This window comes from Chitinimonas koreensis (assembly GCF_014353015.1).
In the GTDB taxonomy this organism is placed as follows: Bacteria; Pseudomonadota; Gammaproteobacteria; order Burkholderiales; family Chitinimonadaceae; genus Chitinimonas; species Chitinimonas koreensis.
The window spans coordinates 620,991-640,000 of sequence record NZ_CP060704.1 but is presented as its reverse complement, the minus strand read 5'-3'; the positions used below and the strand labels follow the sequence as shown (position 1 = coordinate 640,000).

Sequence of the window (19,010 nt, the reverse complement as noted above, 5' to 3'; positions counted from 1 at the left end):
TGCGGTGACCTTGTGGGCGCGCGACGAGGCACAGGCGAAGGCGATGGCCGAGCAGCGCGAGAACGCGCGCTACCTGGCCGGCCTGCGTTTCCCCGATGGCCTCGCGGTCACCGCCGACCTGGCCGCCGCGACCGCGGAGGCCGAGCTGATCCTGGTGGTGACACCGACCGCGGGCCTGCGGCCCAGCCTGCGAGCGCTGAGCCAGCTCGGTCGGCGGGCGCCGGTGCTGTGGGCCTGCAAGGGCCTCGAGGCCGATACCCTGCTGCCGGCCCACGAAGTGGCGGCCGCCGAACTGCCCGCCGAGGTGCAGCGCGGCATCCTGACCGGGCCGAGCTTCGCCTTCGAAGTCGCCTCCGGTCTGCCGGCGGCGCTGACCCTGGCGGCCGAGGACGAGGCGTTCGCCCAGTCGATGGCGGCGGCGCTGCATTCGTCGCGGCTGCGCGTCTATTCGAGCACCGACGTGATCGGCGCCGAGATCGGCGGCGCGGTGAAGAACATCATGGCCATCGCCGCCGGGGTGGCCGACGGCCTCAAGCTGGGCCACAACGCGCGCGCGGCGCTGATCACGCGCGGGCTGGCCGAGATCACCCGCTTCGGCATCGCGCTCGGCGCTCATCCCGAGACCCTGATGGGGCTGTCGGGCCTGGGCGACCTGATCCTGACCTGCACCGGCGACCTGTCGCGCAACCGCAAGGTCGGCCTGCTGCTGGCGCAGGGCAAGCCGCTGGCCGAGATCATCGAGAACCTGGGCCACGTCGCCGAGGGCGTGAACACCGCGCGCGCGGTGCAGGCGCAGGCGGCGCGCTTCAGCGTCGACATGCCGATCACCGAGGCGGTGTGCGACATGCTGTTCGAAGGCCTGCCGGCGGCCGAGGCGATCGCCGGCCTGATGGGACGCGGGTCGAAGCAGGAAGCAGCCTGAGTTTCGGCGTTCCGCTACTCGGACATGAATAAGGCAGCCCGGCGGGCTGCCTTTTTCTTCGCCTGCCCTGAGCGGAACGCTAGAGCCGGTCGAGGAAGGCGCGCTGTGCCGCGACGAAGGCGTCCTCGTGCGAGATGAACGGCGCGTGGCCGGCACCGGCATGCAGCACCAGCTCGCCGCCGGTCGCCGCGGCCAGCCAGCGGCCCGCCTCCGGCGGGGTCATGCGGTCGCGGTCGCCGTATTGCAGCAGCACCGGGCAGCCGATGGCGGGCACCTCGCCGCGCAGATCGGCCTCGCGCAGCAGATCGAGCCCGGCCATCAGCGCCGCCGGCCCCGGCGCCGGCCGGCTGGCCAGCGCGTCCTTGAGCGCGCGCAGCACGCTGCGGCCGTCGCGGCTGCCCATCACCTGCAGGCCGAGGAACATGTCGATGGTGGCCGCGTAATCGTCGGCCAGGCTATGGGCGAAGGCGGCCAGGGTGTCCGGCGGCGTGGCGTGCAGCCAGTCCGCCCGCTGCATGAAGCAGGGCGAGGAAGCGCACAGCGTGAGCGAACGCAGCTGGTCGGGCCGGCGCAGCGCCCATTGCGCGCCGACCGCGCCGCCGAGCGACCAGCCGATCACGTGGACCGGCAGCGGGAAGGCCGCGTCGAGCGCGTCGGCCAGCGACTCCAGCGTATAGGGCTGCAGCATCGCGCTGTCGCCGCAGCCGGGCAGATCGACGATATGCACGCAGTAGCGCTCGGCCAGCCGCTCGGCGGTGCGCTGCCAGACCGCGCCGTGGATGCCCCAGCCGTGGATCAGCACCACGTCGTCGCCGTGGCCCAGGGTTTCGAGGTAGAGACTCATTGCAGTTCCAGCAGGGTGGCGACCAGGCGGTCGATCTCGGCATCGGCGTGCAGCGCCGACAGGGTGACGCGCAGCCGCGCGGTGGCGACGGTCGGCGGGCGGATGGCCGCGACCCACAGGCCGCGTTCGAACAATGCCTGCGACAAGGCCAGCGCCTGGCCGGCATCGTCCAGCAGGATGGGCTGGATCGGCGTCTGCGACGGCGCCAGCCGGTAGCGGCTGCCGGCCAGGCCGGCGCGCAGCCGCTCGACGTGCTGCGCCAGCCGCTCGCGCCGCCACGGCTCGTGCTCGATCGCGTCGAGCGCGGCCAGCGTCGCCGCCGCGATCGCAGCCGGTGCGGCGGTGGTGTAGATCGCGGTGCCGGCCTTGTTGAGCAGCCAGTCGATCACCGCCGCCTCGGCCGCCACCAGCGCGCCGGCGCTGCCGGCCGCCTTGCCCAGCGTGGCGAGGTAGATCAGCCGCGGCGAGGCGATGCCCGCGTGCGCCGCGCTGCCGCGGCCCTCGCCCAGCACGCCGAAGCCGTGGGCGTCGTCGAGATAGAGCCAGGCGTCGTAGCGCTCGGCCAATGCCAGCAGCTCGGCCACCGGCGCCAGGTCGCCATCCATGCTGTAGACCGCGTCGATCGCGATCAGCTTGCGGCGTGCCGTACTGGCGGCGAGCCGGCGTTCGAGCGCGGCGAGGTCGTTGTGGCCGAAGCGCTCGAAGTCGGCACGGCTGAGCTGGCAGGCATCGTTGAGCGAGGCGTGGTTGAGCTTGTCGGCGAACACCGCGTCGCCGCGGCCGACCAGCGCGGTGACGACGCCGAGATTGGCCATGTAGCCGGTGGAGAACAGCAGGGCCGCCGGCCGGCCGACGAAGGCGGCGAAGCGATCCTCGAGCGCCTGGTGCGGCGACTGGTGGCCGCAAACCAGGTGGGAGGCGCCGCTGCCGACGCCGTAGCGGTCGATGGCGGCCACCGCGGCGGCCTTGAGGCGCGGATCGGCGGCCAGGCCCAGGTAGTCGTTGCCGCAGAAATTGAGATAAGGGCGGCCGTCGACCTCGACATGCGGCCCCTGCGGCGAATCGACCACCCGGCGGCGGCGGCGCAGTTGCCGGTCGTCGAGTTCGGCCAAGCCGTGTTCGAGTTCGGCGAGAAGGGAGAAGTCGGTCTGCATGGCCGGCATTCTAGCCGGCCCGCCGGTACGGGCGTCGGTGTGCACGCAGAAGGGTTCTGCTATCGTGCGCGGCTGTCCGCACTAGAGATCGTTGCCATGCAAGCCATTCCGACCGCCATTCCCGACGTCGTCATCCTCGAGCCCAAGGTCTGGGGCGACGCGCGCGGCTTCTTCTACGAGAGCTTCAACGCACGGCTGTTCCGCGAGCTGACCGGCGCCGAGGTCGAGTTCGTGCAGGACAACCATTCGAAATCGGCGCGCGGCGTGCTGCGCGGCCTGCACTATCAGATCCAGCAGCCGCAGGGCAAGCTGGTGCGGGTGGCGGCCGGCGAAGTGCTCGACGTCGCGGTCGACCTGCGCAAGTCCTCGCCGACCTTCGGCCGCTGGGTGAGCGTGCGGCTGTCCGCCGAGAACCGGCGCCAGCTGTGGGTGCCGGCCGGCTTCGCGCACGGCTTCGTGGTGCTCAGCGAGACGGCCGAATTCCTCTACAAGACCACCGACTACTACGCGCCCGAGCATGAGCGCTGCGTCGCCTGGAACGATCCGACGCTGGCGATCGACTGGGAATTCGACGGCGTGCCGCAGCTGTCGGGCAAGGATCAGCAGGGCAAGGCGCTGGGCGAGGCGGATGTGTTCGCCTGAGCTTTATCGGCAACAGCAGCCTGTAGGAGCGGCTTCAGCCGCGAATGGGGCTTGGTGGGTCATCGACCGGTTCGCGGCTAAAGCCGCGCCTACATGACATCAACACCGTAAGCCGGCTCTGCCGCCGAAATGCCGAAGGCCGCCCATCAGGCGGCCTTCGGCATTCCTGCAGCCGCGGCTCAATCCTCCCCGGCTACCGTCGCCGCCGCCAGCCGCGTCACCGCCGGCAGCGAGGGCGGCGTGGCGCCGGCGGCGAGACAGGCGGCGGCGCCGGCGGCCACCGCGAACCGCAGGTGTTCGGCCGGTGCCGCATCGGGCCGGCGCATCAGGCTGTAGATCAGCCCGCCGATGCTGGCGTCGCCGGCGCCGACGGTGTCGACCACTTCGATCGCCGGCGGTCGGCACGACCAGCAATGGCGGTCGAGGTGAAAGCTGGCGCCCTCGGCGCCGCGGGTATAGAGCACGCTGGCCGACGGGTTCCAGCCGCGCAGCGTGGCCAGCCCGGCCTCGGTGTCGTCGTGGCGGAACAGGCCGCACAGGTCCTCGTCCGACACTTTGATCACGTCGGCCAGTTGCGCCATGCGGCGGAAGGTGGCGTCGTAGCGCGCATCCATGCAGGCGCGGAAATTCGGATCGTAGCTGATGCGCACGCCGGCCGCGCGCAGCTCGGTCGCCAGCTCGACCAGCCGGCCGGCCAGCGGCTCGCGGGCCAGGCTGATGCCGCCGAAATGAGCCCAGCGCGCCGCCTGCTGCCAGCCCAGCGGCAGCGTCGCCGGATCGAAATGCAGGTCGGCCGAATCGTCGCCGACGAAGAAATAGCGCGGCGGCCGCGTCTGGTGCACCACCGCCAGCAGCGGCGAACGGTCGTGGCGCTGCATGAAGCGCGGATCGAGCCCGGCTTCGCCGTTGGCGGCCCACAGCGCATCGCCGAAGCAGTCGCGGCTCACCGCGCCGGCGAAGGCGCTCGGCACACCGAGCCGGGCCAGCACGCGCGCGACGTTCCAGGTCGCGCCGCCGACCAGGCTGCGCCAGCTGTCGTCGCCGCTGCGGATCAGGTCGGTCAGCGCCTCGCCGAGGGAGACGAATTCTGGCAGCGCCGCCGGTTCGGCCGGACGGACCATCCGCTCCGGCGCCGGGATGGGATCGATCAGCATTGCGCGCTACTCCTTCACCACGTTGAGCACTTCGTAGCAGGCGCCCATGGTGTGGTAGTCGGTCTTGCCGGCCGGGCTCTTCTCATCGGTCAGCTTCTGGTTCTGCGGGCCGAGGATGCGGTACCAGGCGCCGTGGCGGTGGTCGACGAAATGGACCCAGCTGTAGTCCCACAGCTGCTCGTACCAGCCCCAGTACTGCTCGTCGCCGGTGCGCGCCGCCAACAGGGCGGCGGCGGCCAGGCTCTCGGCCTGCACCCAGAAATACTTGTCGCCGTCGCAGATGCTGGCATCGGGCGCGAAGCCGTAGTGCAGGCCGCCGTGCTCGACGTCCCATGCATGCTCGACCGCCGCCGCGAACAGCGCCTCGGCGCGCGGCAGCAGCCAAGGCTGCGGCCGGTGCCGCTCGAGGATCAGCAAGAGCTTGGACCATTCGGCGAGATGGCCGGGCTGGAAGCCCCAGGGCCGGAAGATATTGGTCTTGTCGTCGCGGTTGTAGTCCGGATCGAGCGACCAGTCGGCGTGGTAGTGCTCCCACACCAGCCCGCCGGCCAGTGCCGCCTGCCGCTCGGTGACGTTGCGCGCCAGCGTCTCGGCCCGGTCGAGGTAGCGCGCCTCGCCGGTCGCCTCGAAGGCGGCCAGCATCGCCTCGCAGGCGTGCATATTGGCGTTCTGGCCGCGATAGGGGCCGACCTTCCAGTCGGCGTCGGCCTCGTCGGCATAGAGGCCATGGGCCGGCTCCCAGAAGCGCGCTTCCATCAGCGCCCAGGTCTCGTCCAGCCAGCCGCGCGCTTCCTCGATGCCGGCCATCAGGCCGTGGGCGTAGGCCAGCAGCACGAAGGCCAGGCCGTAGCAGTGGTTGGTGGCGTCCTCGACCGTGGCGCGGCCGTCCTGCCAGCGCAGTTGCCAGGCATAGCCGCCGCGGACCGGATCGCGATGCGCCTCGCGCAGGAAGCGCAGGCCGTGGCGGGCGGCCTCGAGGCTGGCCGGCTCGCCGAATTGGCGCCAGGCCATGGCGTAGACGAAGACGAAGCGCGTGCTGCTGACCAGGTGGCGCGTGTGCGCGTCGTAGATGCGGCCGTCGTCCTTGAAGAAATGGAAGAAACCGCCGCTCGGATCGAGCGCGCGCGGCGTGTAGAAGGCCAGCGAGTGGCGGATGTGGTCGAGCAGGAAGGCTCGGCTGCGGAAATCGGGATGGGCCATGGCTTGGGAGGTTCCGTGTCGGGTTGGCCAGCCCGTGATGGCTTTGTTCTATGCGGGCCGGACCATTGTAAGCACGGCGTAAGCAATACGCGAATCGACCCGTTTTGCATTGCAGCAAAGGCCGATCGCGGCATTGCGCCGCAACCGGCCCGGCCGGCGCCTAGCCGCCGATCGCGCTCACCTGCTTCTGCAGATCGGTGTAGCCGTAGGGCAGGTACTTCCTGTAGATCCGGTCCATCGTGCCGTCCTTGATCATGTCGCGCAGCGCGGCACCGTGCTTTTCGGCGAGATCCTTGTCCTTGCCGGCGAAGTTGAGGAACAGATCCTGCGAGCTCAGCGCCGGCTTGAGCATCTTCACCTCGAAGCCGAGCTTCTTGGACATCGCCATCGCGGTGAAGGTATCGGTCAGCAGATAGTCGTAGCGCTTGCCCTTGAGCTTGTCCATCGACTGCTCGTCGTTGGTCGCCTCGTCGCGGCGCCAGCCGGTGAACTTCTCGACCTTCTCGGAATATTCGTAGCCGCGCACGGTGCCGACCGTCTTGCCCTTCATCGCTTCCCACGAGAAGGTGTCGCCGGGGAAATCCTTGCGCACGAAGATCGCGGTCGGATAGAAGGCGTTCGGCACCGGCCCGACGATCAGGCCTGCGGCCGGGTCGGCCGAGCCGTCCATGAGCGCGGTGTATTCCCCCTTGGCCACGCTGCTCTTGCAGCGCTCCCACGGCACGTTGCGGAACTCGACCTCGCTGCCGATCCGCTTGAACGCCTCGGTATGCACCTCGACCGTCACGCCGCGATCGAAACCGCCGCCGCCGGGAATGGTGAACGGCACCCACTCCACGCCGCACACCACGTACTTGGCCGCCTGCAGCGGCATCGACAGGGCGAGCAGCAGGGCGCAGGGAAAAGCGATGGCTTTCATGCAGGGACTCCCGGGTTGGGTGAGCGAAAGAGCCGCGCAGGAACGACGGCCGCAGCTATCTTCATAGCCCCGCCACCGGGCAAGAACAATGGATCGGCCGCCATAAATATAAAAATGGACCGACGGTCAGAAGAGGTCGGCCCTCACGGCAACAAGGGCCTGCTTTTGCCCTGCACCACGAGCGCACGAGACTGGCCATGCAGCGACGGCGACGGCAAGGGCAACAGCAACAGCAACGTCAATAGCGACAACGACAGGCTGAACGACTCGCTGACGAGCGTCAGCGAGGCTCCCTCGCGGCGGCGAGGGCGGGGGAGTCGGGTTGAATCAGGGCAGCGCCGACGCTGGTCGAGCCCCGCAAATGATTAGCGCCCGGCTCTGCCGGGCGCCCGCACTGCAGCCCATTCACCCGCAGACGCTAATCAGCCCGGCGCTCCAGCAGATAACCGAGGCCGCGCACGGCCCGCACGCCCACGCCGGCCGGCTCGATCTTCTTGCGCAGCCGGTGCACGTAGACCTCGATCGCGTTCACGCCGAGCTCGTCGCCGCCGAGTTCGGCCGCGATCTGCTCCTTGGTCACCACCTTGTCCGGATTGCTCAGCAGCACGTCGAGCACCGACAGCTCGCGCGCCGACAGGTCGAGCGGCGCATCGTCGGCCCAGGCGCGCTGACCGGCGCGGTCGAGCCGCAGGCGGCCGAAGCGCGCCTCGTCGCGCGGCGCGTCGGCCGCCCGGCTGCGCCGCAGCAAGGCACGCAGGCGCGCCTCGAGCTCGACGAATTCGAACGGCTTGGCGAGGTAGTCGTCGGCGCCGGCGTCGAGCCCGGCGACGCGGTCGTCGACGCCGTCGAGCGCGGTCAACAGCAGGATCGGCAGCGTCGGCTTCTGCGCGCGCACGTGGCGCAGCACGCTCAGGCCATCCTGGCCCGGCAGGCCGATGTCCAGCACCACCGCATCGAAATCGGCTGCCAGCAGCCGGCTTTCGGCCACCAGGCCGTCGGCGGCGTGCTCGGTGTCGAAGCCCAGCCGCGACAGGCTGGTCAGCAGGGCATCGGCCAGCACAGCATCGTCTTCGGCGAGAAACAGTTTCATGGCACAGCCTTTCCTTCATCCACGCCGACCAGCGGACGGGTCATATAGTGTTCGTCCTGCAACCGGCCATCGACGCACATCGCGTCGCGCTCGGTGCCCCATGTCTCGAAGCCCAGCGCGCGGTACAGCGCCAGCGCGGCCGCGTTCTCCGCGTGCACGCCGAGGTGCACCTGGCGCAGCCCCGGCATCGCCCGGCCGGCCTCCAGCGCCGCCAGCACCAGGGCCCGGCCGATGCCGCGGCCGCGCCATTGCGGCGCCACGTACATGCCCCACAGGCAGGCCTTGTGGCGCAGCTTGCGCATCGGCTCGCGCGCCAGGCCGACGATGCCGGCCAGCCGGCCATCGACGAAGGCGCCCAGCACGCAGTGCTCGGCGGTCCGCTCCAAGCGGGCGGCCACTTGGTCCAGGGGCAGCCCGCACTCCTCCTCGTGGCTCGAGGCGAAGGCGCCGGGCGCCTCGTGCAGACCGGCCAGCCGCAGGGCCTGGAAGTCCGGCGCATCGGCGGCGGTGAGGAAGCGGATCATCGGCGAGCGGGCCCGGGCAAAAGACAGTGGCGGATTCTATGCCTTAAAGTGCGATCGCCGCAGCGCGCAAGGCTCCGCACCGCGGCCGGCGTTGCATCCCGGCCCACGGCGGCCGTCGGAGGTTGACGGCCGGCCGGTTCGCGGCCCCGTGCGCGCATCCTGGCCGCCATCTACGGGCGGCCCCTCTGCGTACCGGCTCGCCGGAGAAAGACCGACATGGCTTGGTTGGGCATCTTCATCGGATTGATCTGCGGCGCGGCCTTGTGGCGCCACGACGGCGGCTGGCTGATCGGCGCGCTGCTGGGCTGGCTGGTCGGCCGCGACCTGGAGCGCAGCAAGCAGCTGCGCGAGCTGATGCGGCGGAGCGAACAGCCGGCGCGAACCGATCCCGCGCAAGTCGCCGGCCGGATGGCCGCGGCCGTTCGGCCCGAGCCGCCGAGTCAGGCGGACGCCGGACACGAGGCCGCGCCGCCCGCGGCGATCTCCACCGCCATTCCCGTCGAACCGCCAGCCACCGATCCGGCTCCAGCGCTGCCCGAGCCGGAGCCCGCAACCCCGGGCCAACCGGCCATCGTCGTCCCGGCACCGGCTCCCGCGACCGCGGCCCCTGCCCCGGCGCCGAACCCAACCGACCTGGCCGACCGCCTGCCGCGCTGGCTGGTGGCCGGCAACCCGGCCGTGAAGATCGGCGTGCTGCTGGTGCTGATGGGCGCCGCCTTCCTGCTCAAGTACGCGGCGCAGTACGTGCGCTTCCCGCTCGAGCTGCGCTACCTCGGCGTGCTGGCCGCCGGCGCCGCCGGCATCGGCTTCGGCTGGCGCCAGCGCGCGGCGCGGCCGGCCTTCGCCCATGCGCTGCAGGGCGGCGGCCTCGGCATCGCCTTTCTCACCGTGTTCACCGCCTTCCGCCTGCACGGCCTGGTGCCGGCCGGCGCCGCCTTCGCGCTGCTGGCCGGCCTGGCGGTCGCCTCCGGCGCGCTGGCGCTGGCGCAGTCGGCCCAGGCGCTGGCGGTGATCGGCCTGGCCGGCGGCTTCCTGGCGCCGATCCTGGCCTCGACCGGCCACGGCGATCCGGTGCTGCTGTTCGGCTACTACGCGGTGCTCAACCTCGGCATCGCCTACGTCGCCCATGCGCGCGCCTGGCGCGGGCTCAACCTGCTCGGCTTCGCCTTCACCTTCGCCGTCGGCGCCGCCTGGGGCGTGCTGCGCTACCAGCCCGCCGATTTCGCCCGCATCGAACCGTTCCTGCTCGGCTTCTGGCTGTTCTACCTCGCGCTCGCCATCGTATTCGCCCGCCGCCGGCTGGCCGAGGCCGGCCTGGGCAGCCTCGCGCGCGATCCGGTCGACGCCGCGCTGGTGTTCGGCGTGCCGCTGCTCGGCTTCGGCCTGCAGGCCGCGCTGGTCGGCGACTTCGCCTACGGCGAGGCATGGTCGGCGGCGGCGATGGCGGCGGTCTACGCGGCGGCCTGGCGATTCGTCCGGCGGCAGCCGGGCCAGGCGCTGCTGGCCGAGGCGTTCTGTGCGCTGGCGATCGGCTTCGCCACCGTCGCCGTCCCGCTGGCCGGCGGCGCGCACTGGACCGCAGCCAGCTGGTCGCTCGAAGGCGCCGCGCTGGTCTGGGTCGGCGGCCGGCAGGACCGCCGGCTCGCCCGCTGGGCCGGCTACCTGCTGATCTTCCTGGCCGGCCTGGTCGCGCTCGCCGACTTGGCCGAGCTGCGTCGGGCCGATCGCTGGCTCAACGGCGCCCTGCTCGGCACGCTGCTGGCGACCGCCGCGAGCTGGCTGGCCGGCGCCGCCTGCCACCGTCGTGGCGGCCTCGCCGCCATGCCGCTGCTGCTGTGGGGCTTGCTGCTGGGCCTGGCCGGCGGCTTCGCCAGCCTGTTCACCTTCGCTCCGGCCTGGTCCTGGCCGGCCGGCGGCGTCGGCCTGCTGGCCGCCGCCGGCCTGCTGCTCACAGCGCTGTCCGCCCCGCTGCGCTGGCCGCACATGCGCGTGCCGGGCCTGGCGCTGCCGCTCGCGCTCGGCATCGCGCTGCTGGCCGCGGCCGGCGGCCGCCAGACGCCGCTGCAGGACGGCGGCTGGCTGGCCTGGCCGATCGCCTTCGCCGTCTGGTGGATCGGGCTGCGCCGGCGCGAGACCGAGCTGCCGCGCGCCGGCCGCCGCCTGGTCCATCTGACCGGCGCCTGGCTGTGGCTGCTGCTGGCCAGCTGGACGCTGTCCGACGCGGTCGGCCGGATCGGCGTCGACTCGGCCTGGCACTGGCTCGGCGCGCTGCTGCCGTTCGCCGGCCTGCTCGCGCTGGCCGCCCGCCTGCCGGCGATCTGGCCGCTGCGGCGCTACCGCGCCTGGTATGGCTTCGAGATCCCGGCGCCGGCCGCGATTCTGGCCTATGCCCTGCTGCTGGCCGCCCCCTGGGCCAGCACCGGCGCCGCCGCGCCGCTGCCGTGGCTGCCGCTGCTCAACCCGCTCGACCTCGGCTGGTGGCTGACCGCCGCGGCACTGGCCGCATGGCTGTGCAGCCGCTACCCGGCGCTGCGGCTAGCCGCCCAGCGCCAGGCCTTCGCCGGCGCCGGGGCGCTGGCGGTGTTCGGCTGGCTCAACGCCACGCTGGCCCACGCCTTCCATCACTGGGGCGGCCTGGCCTTCAACCGCGCCGCGTTATGGCCCGACAGCGGCTACCAGGCCGCGCTGGCGATCCTGTGGGGCGGCACCGCGCTGGCGACCATGCTGGCCGCCAACCGCTACGGCCGGCGCGACGCCTGGCTGGCCGGCGCGGCACTGATCGGCGCGACGGTGCTCAAGCTGTTCGCGGTCGACCTGGCCAGCGCGGGCGGGCTGGCGCGGGTGGTGGCGTTCATCGGGGTGGGGGTGTTGCTGGTGGTGGTGGGGTATTTGGCGCCGGCGCCGGCTGCCTACATTGAGGAGAAGCATTAGATATGGCGTGCTGCTCGATAAAGCCATTGAGCTAAGCTTGGACAGCCATAGAACGATAGGAAATCGGCTGAATCCAGCTGGAGGGAAATTGGAATGTCGTCACCCCAGACAGGAGCACTACCAACACGTATTCAAATCTGGCTAGCCCTACGCTGCCATTTGCGAGTCGCCCCTCTACTCACGCTTGATTCCGATCTACGTCCACGTTCAGCAGCATCACTCAAACGCAACCGATTCGGTCCTTGTTACGAAACCCTACTCGGCACATTGGCCATGATCTCAGTGGCCGAAAGTGAGATCGACCCGCCTACAGTCGACCAAATCAGGAAGCGTCTCTCACAGGCCGCAATCGAGAACAGCGCTTCCTCTGCGCCGAGCAAAAAGCAAGCCCCACAGCAGCGGATTCGCCTGCCCATTGAGGTAGGCCGACTAATCCACTGGGCAATGACACACGACAGTAAACAGGACGCCGCCATTGTTTATGAAGCAGCAATCGCCGAAGCGCGAAACATTGCCAGAACGATCGACGCACTCAGAGAGTTCGAACTAGCCGTAGAAGCCGATCGCTATATCGTCACCCCGTTCGGTCCGGAATGGGATGGTGTGTGCCCAACCCCTCCGTTATGGCAACGCAATACGCCTCATAGCGTCGTCGAAGCTGAGCGTACGATTGCGCAATTCCTGCACTCCACGCAGTACGACCTGTTTACTGTTCATGATGCATTGTTATCCGGCGATCCTCCTCTCTTTCGAGGAGCCGCCCGGCGTTGGCGAGTACAGTTCGCAAACGCAGAGCAAGAGCAAGAGCAAGAGCAAGAGCAAGAGCAAGAGCAAGAGCAAGAGCAAGACAGTGATACCGCGATCGATATTCCACCAGTCGATAGCAGCCCCCAGCTTCGCCCTCTTTACTTGCCTCAAACGCCCTCACCCCCACCCGTGTCGAATCGCTGGCCCGCCAGGACCGCCTCGGCCGCGAGCGATTGACCGCTGCGCTGGCCGCCCTGCTCAAGCACCGCGAGACCGTCGAGCCGCTGTCGATCGGCCTGTTCGGCCCATGGGGCAGCGGCAAGTCCTCGCAGATCGCCCAGTTGCAGGATGCCTGCAGGGCGATGAATGGTCCGAAGATACGCTTCGCCGAATTCAATGCCTGGAGCCACGAGAAGGCCGACAAACTGGCCGCGGCGCTGGCGCAGGCGGTGGTCGACGAATTGGTGCGACCACTCAGCTACAGGCAGGAGCTGACGCTTGCCATAAAGCTCGCAATCCGCCGCCATGGTCGCCGGCCAACCACAAAGAATACCGATCGACCGGATGCTGCGGACCAACAGGCCGAGGCAGAACAGGCACGGAGGATGCGGCAGCGGTGGCTGCTGAGCGAGCTGCTGCCGAGCCTGGCGCTCATGCTGTGCCCAACCCTGCTGGTCGGGGAGCGGTCTACAGCTTTGGTCAGGCCAACGGCTGGTGGACCTCGCTCGCCTCTCTGACCACTGCCGGCGTCACCACCTTGCTCGCCGCCCGCAAATTCATCGCCGACAACCTGACCGACTGGTTCAAGCAGCTCAACCTGGCCGACCAGCTAGGCAAACTGCGGCTGCGCGATTTCTCGGTCCACCTCGGCCTGCACCATGAGATCCGGCAGAATCTGGAACAGTTGTGCGCATTGGCGCTGGCCGGCGGCGACAAACCCGACAAACCGGCCCAAGGCGAATACCTGCTGCTGGTGGTCGACGACCTCGACCGCTGCAACCCGAACACGGTGAAGGAGGTGTTCGACACCGTGCGGCTGGTCGCCCACATCCCGCGCGTCGTGGTACTGGTCGCGATCGACGAGCGCATGGCCTTCGCCGCCGTCAGCCGCTATTTCGCCGAATACGGCCACGCCGGCCGCGAGCCGGCGCAAGCGGCGCGCGACTACCTGGCCAAGGTGTTCCAGCTGTCGGTCACGCTGCCGGCGATCAGTAGCGGCCATGTGCATGCCTTCGTCGACGCCAGCCTGTTCAGCGACCTGGCCGATCCCGAGCCGCCGGCCGCGCCGTCTCCGACCACCGACGACACGCGGCCGGCCGAAACCACGACGCCAGACGTTGTCACGGCGTCCTCCGCCGTCGAAACCGGCCCCGAACAAGACGAAATGCAATCGCCCGGCGGCGCGGAGACGCCAGCCCCGACCGAACCCGCGGCACCACCCAAGCCGCTGACCGGCACACTGCGCGCCGAGCGCACCTGCTTCGCCGCGCTGGCGCTGGCTTGCGATTTCAGCAATCCACGCCTGTTGTGGCGGCTGATGCAGACCTGGCGCCTGCTGAAGAACCTGGTGCTGCGCGATGGCTACGCGCTGGCCGACGCCGCGCCGTGGCTGGTGCTGCTGTTCTGGCGCGAATGGCTGCAGCAGCAGGACGGCGAGGCCCGCCAGCGGGCCGACCGCTGGACGCCGGCCGAAGCGGCCGGCCAGCCCGCCCGGCTGGCCGCGCTGCGCGAGGCGAGCGGCCAGGCGGTGCAGTGGGATGCCCCCAGCTACGCGTTGCACTGCGCGGTGGTCGACCAGCTGCTGCTGCCCGGCGCACCGTCCGGCGCCGCGAAGCAGGTGGCCGGAAACTTGCCAGAGCGCGGCGGAAACGCTTACCTTCGGGCATGAACCGCACCCGTCACACGTCCGCATGGTGGCGCCGCCTCTGACCCGGCGGCCGCGTGTTCACATCCATCGCACACCCATCAGGCTGCCCTTCCCGGCGGCCTGATTTCTTTTCGAAGCTCCCGGGAGCGGCATGCCGCCCTCCCAGGAGCTTCGCATGACCCACATCGTCCTCACCGGCGACCGTCCCACCGGCCCGCTGCATCTCGGCCACTACGTCGGCTCGCTGCGCAATCGCCTGCTGCTGCAGGCGCAATACCGCCAGTTCGTGATGATCGCCGACACCCAGGCGCTGACCGACAACATGGGCCAGCTCGCCCGCGTCCATCGCAGCGTGCTCGAAGTGGCGCTCGACTACCTGGCGGTAGGCCTCGATCCGGCGCGCTCCACGCTGTTCATCCAGTCGCAGGTGCCGGAGCTGGCCGAGCTGGCCTTCTACCTCTTGAACCTGGTCAGCGTAGCGCGGCTCGAGCGCAATCCGACGGTGAAGGAGGAGATCCGCCTGCGCGGCTTCGAGCGCGACCTGCCGGCCGGCTTCCTGGCCTATCCGGTCAGCCAGGCGGCCGATATCGCGGCCTTCCGCGCCACGCTGGTGCCGGTCGGCGCCGACCAGCAGCCGATGATCGAGCAGACCAACGAGCTGGTGCGCCGTTTCAACGCCGCCACCGGCAGCGCGGCGCTGGTGTCGGAGCACGGCCGGCTGCCCGGCATCGACGGCAGCGGCAAGATGAGCAAGTCGCAGGGCAATGCGCTGAACCTCGGCGCCGATGCCGACGAGATCCGCGCCGCGGTGCAGCGCATGTACACCGACCCGGGCCATCTGCGGGTGGCCGATCCGGGCCGGGTCGAGGGCAACGTGGTGTTCGCCTACCTCGACGCCTTCGACCCCGACACGGCCGCGGTGGCCGAACTGAAGGACCATTACCGCCGCGGCGGCCTCGGCGACATGGTGCTCAAGCGCCGGCTGGAGGCGATCCTGCAGGAGACGCTGGCGCCGATCCGGGCGCGGCGGGCCGAGCATGCGGCCGACCCGGCCGAGGTGATGCGGCTGTTGGCGGCCGGCAGCGCGCAGGCACGCGAAACGGCGGCGAAGACGCTGGACGCGGTGCGCGGCGCACTCGGCCTGCGCTATTTCTGAGGGCGGATCGCCGGCCCGGCAACGCCGCACGAAAAAATTCCAGCGGCGTTAACCCGATCGGCCGCCCTCGTCCGTTCAAGTGCCCATCCCCTCAACGGAGCCCGCCATGAACACCCCCGCCCGCCTCACCGCCGTGCTCGTCGCCTGTGCGCTGGCCGCCTGCTCGACCCGCCAGGAAGAAGCCGGCCCGCCGCCCTCGCCAGTCCTGCAGAAGGAAATGGAAGCGGTCGCCGACACCGCGCAGCCGCCGGCCGAAGTCCCCGCCGCGCCGGCCGCCAAGCCCGAAGCGGCCGGCCTCGCGCGCGGCGACGCGCGCATGGCCAAGCTGGCCGCGCCGCTGGCCGAGCGCGCCTACGCGCCGATGCCGCAACCGATGCTGCAGCTCGAGCCCGAGGACCGCGAGCGCTACGGCAAGATCGTGCGCAACGGCGTGATCGCCACCGCCGAGCAGCCGGTCTCGACCTTCAGCATCGATGTCGACACCGGCAGCTACAGCAATCTGCGCCGCCTGCTCAACGAAGGCCGGCTGCCGCCGCGCGACGCGGTGCGGGTCGAGGAACTGGTCAACTACTTCCCCTACGACTATCCGCGGCCGCAGGGCGCCGAGCCGTTCGCGGTCAGCAGCGAGCTGGCCGCCACGCCGTGGAACCCGGATTCGCTGCTGTTGCGCATCGGCATCCAGGCCGCCGACCCGGCCAAGGACGCGCTGCCGCCGGCCAACCTGGTGTTCCTGGTCGACGTGTCGGGCTCGATGGATTCGCCCGACAAGCTGCCGCTGCTGAAGAACGCGCTCAAGCTGTTCACCCGGCAGCTGCGCGGCAAGGACCGGGTCGCGCTGGTCACCTACGCCAGCGGCACCCGGGTGGTGCTGCCGCCGACCGCCGGCGAACGCCGCGGCGAGATCCTGGCCGCGATCGACCAGTTGCAGCCGGGCGGCTCGACCGCCGGCGCGGCCGGCATCGAGCTGGCCTACCAGATGGCCGAGCAGGGCTTCATCAAGGGCGGCATCAACCGCATCCTGCTGGCCACCGACGGCGACTTCAACGTCGGCATCAGCAATTTCGAGACGCTGAAGAACCGCGTCGAGGAGAAGCGCAAGACGGGCGTCTCGCTGTCCGCGCTCGGCTTCGGCACCGGCAACTACAACGAGCAGCTGATGGAGCAGATCGCCGACGCCGGCGACGGCGCCTACAGCTACATCGACAACCTGGCCGAGGCGCAGAAGGTGCTGGTCGACGAGTTCACCTCGACGCTGGCCACGGTGGCGCGCGACGTGAAGATCCAGCTCGAATTCAACCCGCAGAACGTGGCCGAGTACCGGCTGATCGGCTTCGAGAACCGCGCGCTCAAGCGCGAGGACTTCGCCAACGACAAGGTCGATGCCGGCGAGATCGGCGCCGGCCACCGCGTCACCGCGCTGTACGAGATCACCCTGGCCGGCAAGCGCGGCAAGCTCGAGCCGCTGCGCTACGCGATCAACAAGCCCTTGCTGACCGGCCGCGACCAGGAGCTGGGCTTCCTGCGCCTGCGCTACAAGGCCGCCCACGGCGAGGCCAGCCAGCTGCTCGAATTCCCGCTGCGCCGTGCCATGCTGCAGGCGCAGCCGAGCGACGAGTTCCGCTTCGCCGCGGCGGTGGCGGCCTTCGGCCAGCGGCTGGGCGACGGCGGCAAGTACCTGGGCAGCTACGACTTCGCACAGATCCGCGACCTGGCGGCCGGCGCGCGCGGCGCGGACCGCTTCGGCTACCGGGGCGAGTTCCTGCGCCTGGTCGGCCTGGCGCAATCGCTGGCCAGCTCGGAGCCGGCCACCCAGCCGGCCCAGTGAGCGCGTTGCAGGAGCGGCTTCAGCCGCGAACCGGTGGACAGGTCATCCACGGCATTCGAGGCTGAAGCCGCCCCTACAAAGGCACATCCCCGCCTTGGCATTTCGGCGACGAGGCCACGCATCGCAACCCGCATGGACGCCATTCCGTTCGAATCCACGCCGACCGCCGACAGCGCCGCGCCGCTTCGGCTACACTCGGCCGCCATGCGCGCCCCGGACGATACCGACGAAGGCCTGATGCTCGCCTACGCAGCCGGCGATGCCGCTGCGTTCGAGACGCTGTACGGCCGCCACCGGCGCGGCCTGTACGGTTTCCTGCAGCGGCAGTCGCCGCGCCCGGCCTGGGTCGACGACCTGTTCCAGGAAAGCTGGCTGGCGGTGGTGAAGGCGCGGGCCGACTACCGGCCGAGCGCGGCCTTCCGCACTTGGCTGTACGGCATCGCGCGCAACAAGCTGATCGACCGCGTGCGGCTGCACGAGCCGGCCCTGCTGGCCGATTTCGCCGCGACCGAGGACGAGGCCGATGCACTGGCCCAGGTCGCGGACGGCGCAGGAATGGCGCCCGAGACGCAGCTGGCCAACAAGCAGCTCGGCCGCAGCCTGGCCGAGGCGCTGCGTGCGCTGCCGGCCAACCAGCGCGAGGTCTTCCTGCTGCGCGAACAGGCCGAACTCGACCTGGCCGAGATCGCGGCCCTGACCGGCGTCACCCGGGAGACCGCCAAGAGCCGGCTGCGCTATGCGCTGGCCAAGCTGCGCGGCCTGCTCGCCGCGGAGGTGGCGCGATGAACACCATGCGACCCGACGACGATCTGCACGACCCCGACCTGACCGAGGCGCTGCGCGCGCTCGGGCCGGCCGAGCCGCCGGCCGCGCTCGACGCCGCCATCCTGGCCGCCGCGCGCGAGGCGGTGCGCGAGCCGGCCACCGTGATCGCCTTCCCGCGCAAGCCGCGGCCGCGCTGGATCGCGCCGCTGTCGCTGGCCGCCACCCTGCTGCTGGCGGTGGGCGTGAGCTGGCGCCTGCACGACTCGGGCCAGGCGGAAGTGGCGGTGGCCGACCAGGCGCCGCTGCTCAAGGAAAAGGCCGTCGCAGTGGCCCCGGCCGCGCCGATCGCAGAATCTGAAAACGATGAGGGGCGGCGCAGGCGCTGGCCAAGGGGCAGGCCATGTCCGAGCGACCTGCCGCCCCTCCGCCGCCCCCGTGGCCACGATCACCGTACCGGTCGAGATCGCGCCGCCGCCGATGCCGGCTCCGGCCGCATCGAGTCCGGCCGCAGCGGAGCCCGTGCCGGAACAATCGCCGGAAAGACGAAAGGAAGCGCGCGTAGCGGCCGAGGCAAGCCTGCCGGCCAAGGCCGAGGCGCAGCCCGCAGAAACACCGCCCGCGCTCCTGGCGGCCCCCGCCCCGGCCGGCACCGCACCGGGCCGGCCGACGCTCGACGCGCCGGCGGCGGTGGCCGACCACGCCGCCAAGCCGATGGCACGGCTGAAAGGATTGGCCGCCCCGGCCGAAGCGCCCGAGGCCCTGCTGGCCGAGGTGAAGGCGCTATTGCAGGCGGACAGGCCGGCAGAGGCCCGCGCCGCGCTGAAGCGGCTGCGGACGCGCTTCCCCGACTACCCGGTCCCGCCGGAGCTGGCTCGCCAGTTGGTGGAGCCGAGCGGCGAGCCGGTCAATCCGCCGGAACGTTGAGCGGACTCGGACTCAGACTTGTTGCTGCTGCGTCCGGCCCGGCTGCTGACCCGGCTGCACGGCGGTCTGTGCCGACCCCGCCTGCTGCTGGCCTGCCGTGCCGTCGGCCTGCGCCTGCCATTGCATGTAGCAGGCCAGGCCGTAGAAGCCGGCGACATAGTCGCGCGCTTCGCTGCTCTGGACTTCGGACGGTGGGATTTCGCGCAGGCAGGTGGCGCAGTCCTGCAGGTTCTCGGGCGATTGCGGCAGTGGCGTGTTCATGGCCGTCTCCTCGTGAACGGGCCGGCCCGGGATGCGCCGGCCCTGTCTTCACGCTAGTCCCGCCGGCGGCGCATGGGAAATTGAT

Annotated in this window: 18 protein-coding genes (1 of these 18 only partly in view); 10 read left to right on the top strand and 8 right to left on the bottom strand. The window is 70.6% G+C overall.

All coding sequences use genetic code 11. The annotated features are described in order from the left end of the window. A protein-coding gene (locus H9L41_RS02725; protein WP_028446012.1) for an NAD(P)H-dependent glycerol-3-phosphate dehydrogenase crosses the window boundary here: on the top strand, positions 1 to 922 show its 3' portion. 68 nt of this gene lie to the left of the window's left edge; 922 of the gene's 990 nt are visible here — the last part of the coding sequence; its start codon lies off the left edge, out of view; the stop codon is at positions 920 to 922. 79 nt (positions 923 to 1,001) lie between these two features. Here H9L41_RS02725 and bioH read toward each other — a convergent pair whose 3' ends face one another. Next, the gene (gene bioH / locus H9L41_RS02720; RefSeq protein WP_028446013.1) at positions 1,002 to 1,766 is read right to left on the bottom strand and encodes a pimeloyl-ACP methyl ester esterase BioH; all 765 of its coding nucleotides are present in this window, start codon (positions 1,764 to 1,766) and stop codon (positions 1,002 to 1,004) included. After that, a complete protein-coding gene (gene bioF, locus H9L41_RS02715; protein ID WP_028446014.1) occupies positions 1,763 to 2,920 on the bottom strand; it encodes an 8-amino-7-oxononanoate synthase in 1,158 nt (385 codons plus the stop codon). Before bioF ends, bioH begins: the two co-directional genes overlap by 4 nt. 96 nt (positions 2,921 to 3,016) lie before the next feature. Here bioF and rfbC point away from each other — a divergent pair, with 96 nt between their 5' ends. After that, on the top strand, positions 3,017 to 3,562 hold the full coding sequence (gene rfbC / locus H9L41_RS02710; protein WP_028446015.1) for a dTDP-4-dehydrorhamnose 3,5-epimerase: 546 nt from the start codon (positions 3,017 to 3,019) through the stop codon (positions 3,560 to 3,562). Positions 3,563 to 3,741: 179 nt separating this feature from the next. Here rfbC and H9L41_RS02705 read toward each other — a convergent pair whose 3' ends face one another. From H9L41_RS02705 to H9L41_RS02685, 5 genes are all read right to left on the bottom strand, one after another. Next, on the bottom strand, positions 3,742 to 4,716 hold the full coding sequence (locus tag H9L41_RS02705; protein ID WP_308417310.1) for a carbohydrate kinase family protein: 975 nt from the start codon (positions 4,714 to 4,716) through the stop codon (positions 3,742 to 3,744). A 6-nt stretch (positions 4,717 to 4,722) separates the two neighbouring features. Continuing rightward, positions 4,723 to 5,916, bottom strand: coding sequence for an AGE family epimerase/isomerase (locus tag H9L41_RS02700; RefSeq protein WP_028446017.1), 1,194 nt, complete (start codon positions 5,914 to 5,916; stop codon positions 4,723 to 4,725). A gap of 160 nt (positions 5,917 to 6,076) precedes the next feature. Further along, positions 6,077 to 6,835, bottom strand: coding sequence for a substrate-binding periplasmic protein (locus H9L41_RS02695; protein ID WP_028446018.1), 759 nt, complete (start codon positions 6,833 to 6,835; stop codon positions 6,077 to 6,079). Positions 6,836 to 7,253: 418 nt separating this feature from the next. Beyond that, positions 7,254 to 7,925, bottom strand: coding sequence for a response regulator transcription factor (locus tag H9L41_RS02690; protein WP_028446019.1), 672 nt, complete (start codon positions 7,923 to 7,925; stop codon positions 7,254 to 7,256). Then, entirely contained in the window at positions 7,922 to 8,449 is a 528-nt protein-coding gene (locus H9L41_RS02685; RefSeq protein WP_034606784.1) for a GNAT family N-acetyltransferase, read from the bottom strand. The genes H9L41_RS02690 and H9L41_RS02685 overlap by 4 nt, the downstream gene beginning before the upstream one ends. Positions 8,450 to 8,665: 216 nt before the next feature. On the opposite strand from H9L41_RS02685, the gene H9L41_RS02680 reads away from it, so the two are divergent. The 8 genes from H9L41_RS02680 (at position 8,666) to H9L41_RS02645 (ending at position 18,664) form a co-directional block, all read left to right on the top strand. After that, positions 8,666 to 11,380 carry a DUF2339 domain-containing protein gene (locus tag H9L41_RS02680; RefSeq protein ID WP_028446020.1) on the top strand — a complete coding sequence of 905 codons (2,715 nt, stop codon included), beginning with the start codon at positions 8,666 to 8,668 and terminating at the stop codon, positions 11,378 to 11,380. 273 nt (positions 11,381 to 11,653) lie between these two features. Beyond that, positions 11,654 to 12,364: a hypothetical protein gene (locus H9L41_RS02675; RefSeq protein WP_187523668.1), complete on the top strand. Its 711-nt coding sequence runs from the start codon at positions 11,654 to 11,656 to the stop codon at positions 12,362 to 12,364. Beyond that, positions 12,361 to 12,864 carry a P-loop NTPase fold protein gene (locus H9L41_RS02670; RefSeq protein ID WP_187523667.1) on the top strand — a complete coding sequence of 168 codons (504 nt, stop codon included), beginning with the start codon at positions 12,361 to 12,363 and terminating at the stop codon, positions 12,862 to 12,864. Before H9L41_RS02675 ends, H9L41_RS02670 begins: the two co-directional genes overlap by 4 nt. Positions 12,865 to 12,884: 20 nt before the next feature. Continuing rightward, positions 12,885 to 14,015, top strand: a complete 1,131-nt coding sequence (locus tag H9L41_RS02665) for a P-loop NTPase fold protein (protein ID WP_187523666.1) — start codon at positions 12,885 to 12,887, stop codon at positions 14,013 to 14,015. 154 nt (positions 14,016 to 14,169) lie between these two features. Beyond that, positions 14,170 to 15,150, top strand: coding sequence for a tryptophan--tRNA ligase (trpS, locus tag H9L41_RS02660; RefSeq protein WP_034606787.1), 981 nt, complete (start codon positions 14,170 to 14,172; stop codon positions 15,148 to 15,150). 106 nt (positions 15,151 to 15,256) lie between these two features. Then, entirely contained in the window at positions 15,257 to 16,975 is a 1,719-nt protein-coding gene (locus tag H9L41_RS02655) for a vWA domain-containing protein (protein WP_028446023.1), read from the top strand. A gap of 132 nt (positions 16,976 to 17,107) precedes the next feature. After that, on the top strand, positions 17,108 to 17,761 hold the full coding sequence (locus H9L41_RS02650; RefSeq protein ID WP_028446024.1) for an RNA polymerase sigma factor: 654 nt from the start codon (positions 17,108 to 17,110) through the stop codon (positions 17,759 to 17,761). A 414-nt stretch (positions 17,762 to 18,175) separates the two neighbouring features. Continuing rightward, complete coding sequence (locus H9L41_RS02645; protein WP_187523665.1) at positions 18,176 to 18,664, top strand: hypothetical protein; 489 nt, start codon at positions 18,176 to 18,178, stop codon at positions 18,662 to 18,664. A 12-nt stretch (positions 18,665 to 18,676) separates the two neighbouring features. Here the strand turns inward: H9L41_RS02645 and H9L41_RS02640 are convergent, their stop codons facing one another. Further along, on the bottom strand, positions 18,677 to 18,925 hold the full coding sequence (locus H9L41_RS02640; RefSeq protein WP_034606789.1) for a DUF3330 domain-containing protein: 249 nt from the start codon (positions 18,923 to 18,925) through the stop codon (positions 18,677 to 18,679). Positions 18,926 to 19,010 lie beyond the last annotated feature (85 nt).

Excerpts from the sequence above, each read along its gene's own strand:
- bioH (WP_028446013.1), bottom strand. The coding sequence starts at position 1,766 with ATGAGTCTCTACCTCGAAACCCTGGGCCACGGCGACGACGTGGTGCTG.
- bioF (WP_028446014.1), bottom strand. The coding sequence starts at position 2,920 with ATGCAGACCGACTTCTCCCTTCTCGCCGAACTCGAACACGGCTTGGCC.
- rfbC (WP_028446015.1), top strand. The coding sequence starts at position 3,017 with ATGCAAGCCATTCCGACCGCCATTCCCGACGTCGTCATCCTCGAGCCC.
- H9L41_RS02705 (WP_308417310.1), bottom strand. The coding sequence starts at position 4,716 with ATGCTGATCGATCCCATCCCGGCGCCGGAGCGGATGGTCCGTCCGGCC.
- H9L41_RS02700 (WP_028446017.1), bottom strand. The coding sequence starts at position 5,916 with ATGGCCCATCCCGATTTCCGCAGCCGAGCCTTCCTGCTCGACCACATC.
- H9L41_RS02695 (WP_028446018.1), bottom strand. The coding sequence starts at position 6,835 with ATGAAAGCCATCGCTTTTCCCTGCGCCCTGCTGCTCGCCCTGTCGATG.
- H9L41_RS02690 (WP_028446019.1), bottom strand. The coding sequence starts at position 7,925 with ATGAAACTGTTTCTCGCCGAAGACGATGCTGTGCTGGCCGATGCCCTG.
- H9L41_RS02685 (WP_034606784.1), bottom strand. The coding sequence starts at position 8,449 with ATGATCCGCTTCCTCACCGCCGCCGATGCGCCGGACTTCCAGGCCCTG.
- H9L41_RS02680 (WP_028446020.1), top strand. The coding sequence starts at position 8,666 with ATGGCTTGGTTGGGCATCTTCATCGGATTGATCTGCGGCGCGGCCTTG.
- H9L41_RS02675 (WP_187523668.1), top strand. The coding sequence starts at position 11,654 with ATGATCTCAGTGGCCGAAAGTGAGATCGACCCGCCTACAGTCGACCAA.
- trpS (WP_034606787.1), top strand. The coding sequence starts at position 14,170 with ATGACCCACATCGTCCTCACCGGCGACCGTCCCACCGGCCCGCTGCAT.
- H9L41_RS02655 (WP_028446023.1), top strand. The coding sequence starts at position 15,257 with ATGAACACCCCCGCCCGCCTCACCGCCGTGCTCGTCGCCTGTGCGCTG.
- H9L41_RS02650 (WP_028446024.1), top strand. The coding sequence starts at position 17,108 with ATGGACGCCATTCCGTTCGAATCCACGCCGACCGCCGACAGCGCCGCG.
- H9L41_RS02640 (WP_034606789.1), bottom strand. The coding sequence starts at position 18,925 with ATGAACACGCCACTGCCGCAATCGCCCGAGAACCTGCAGGACTGCGCC.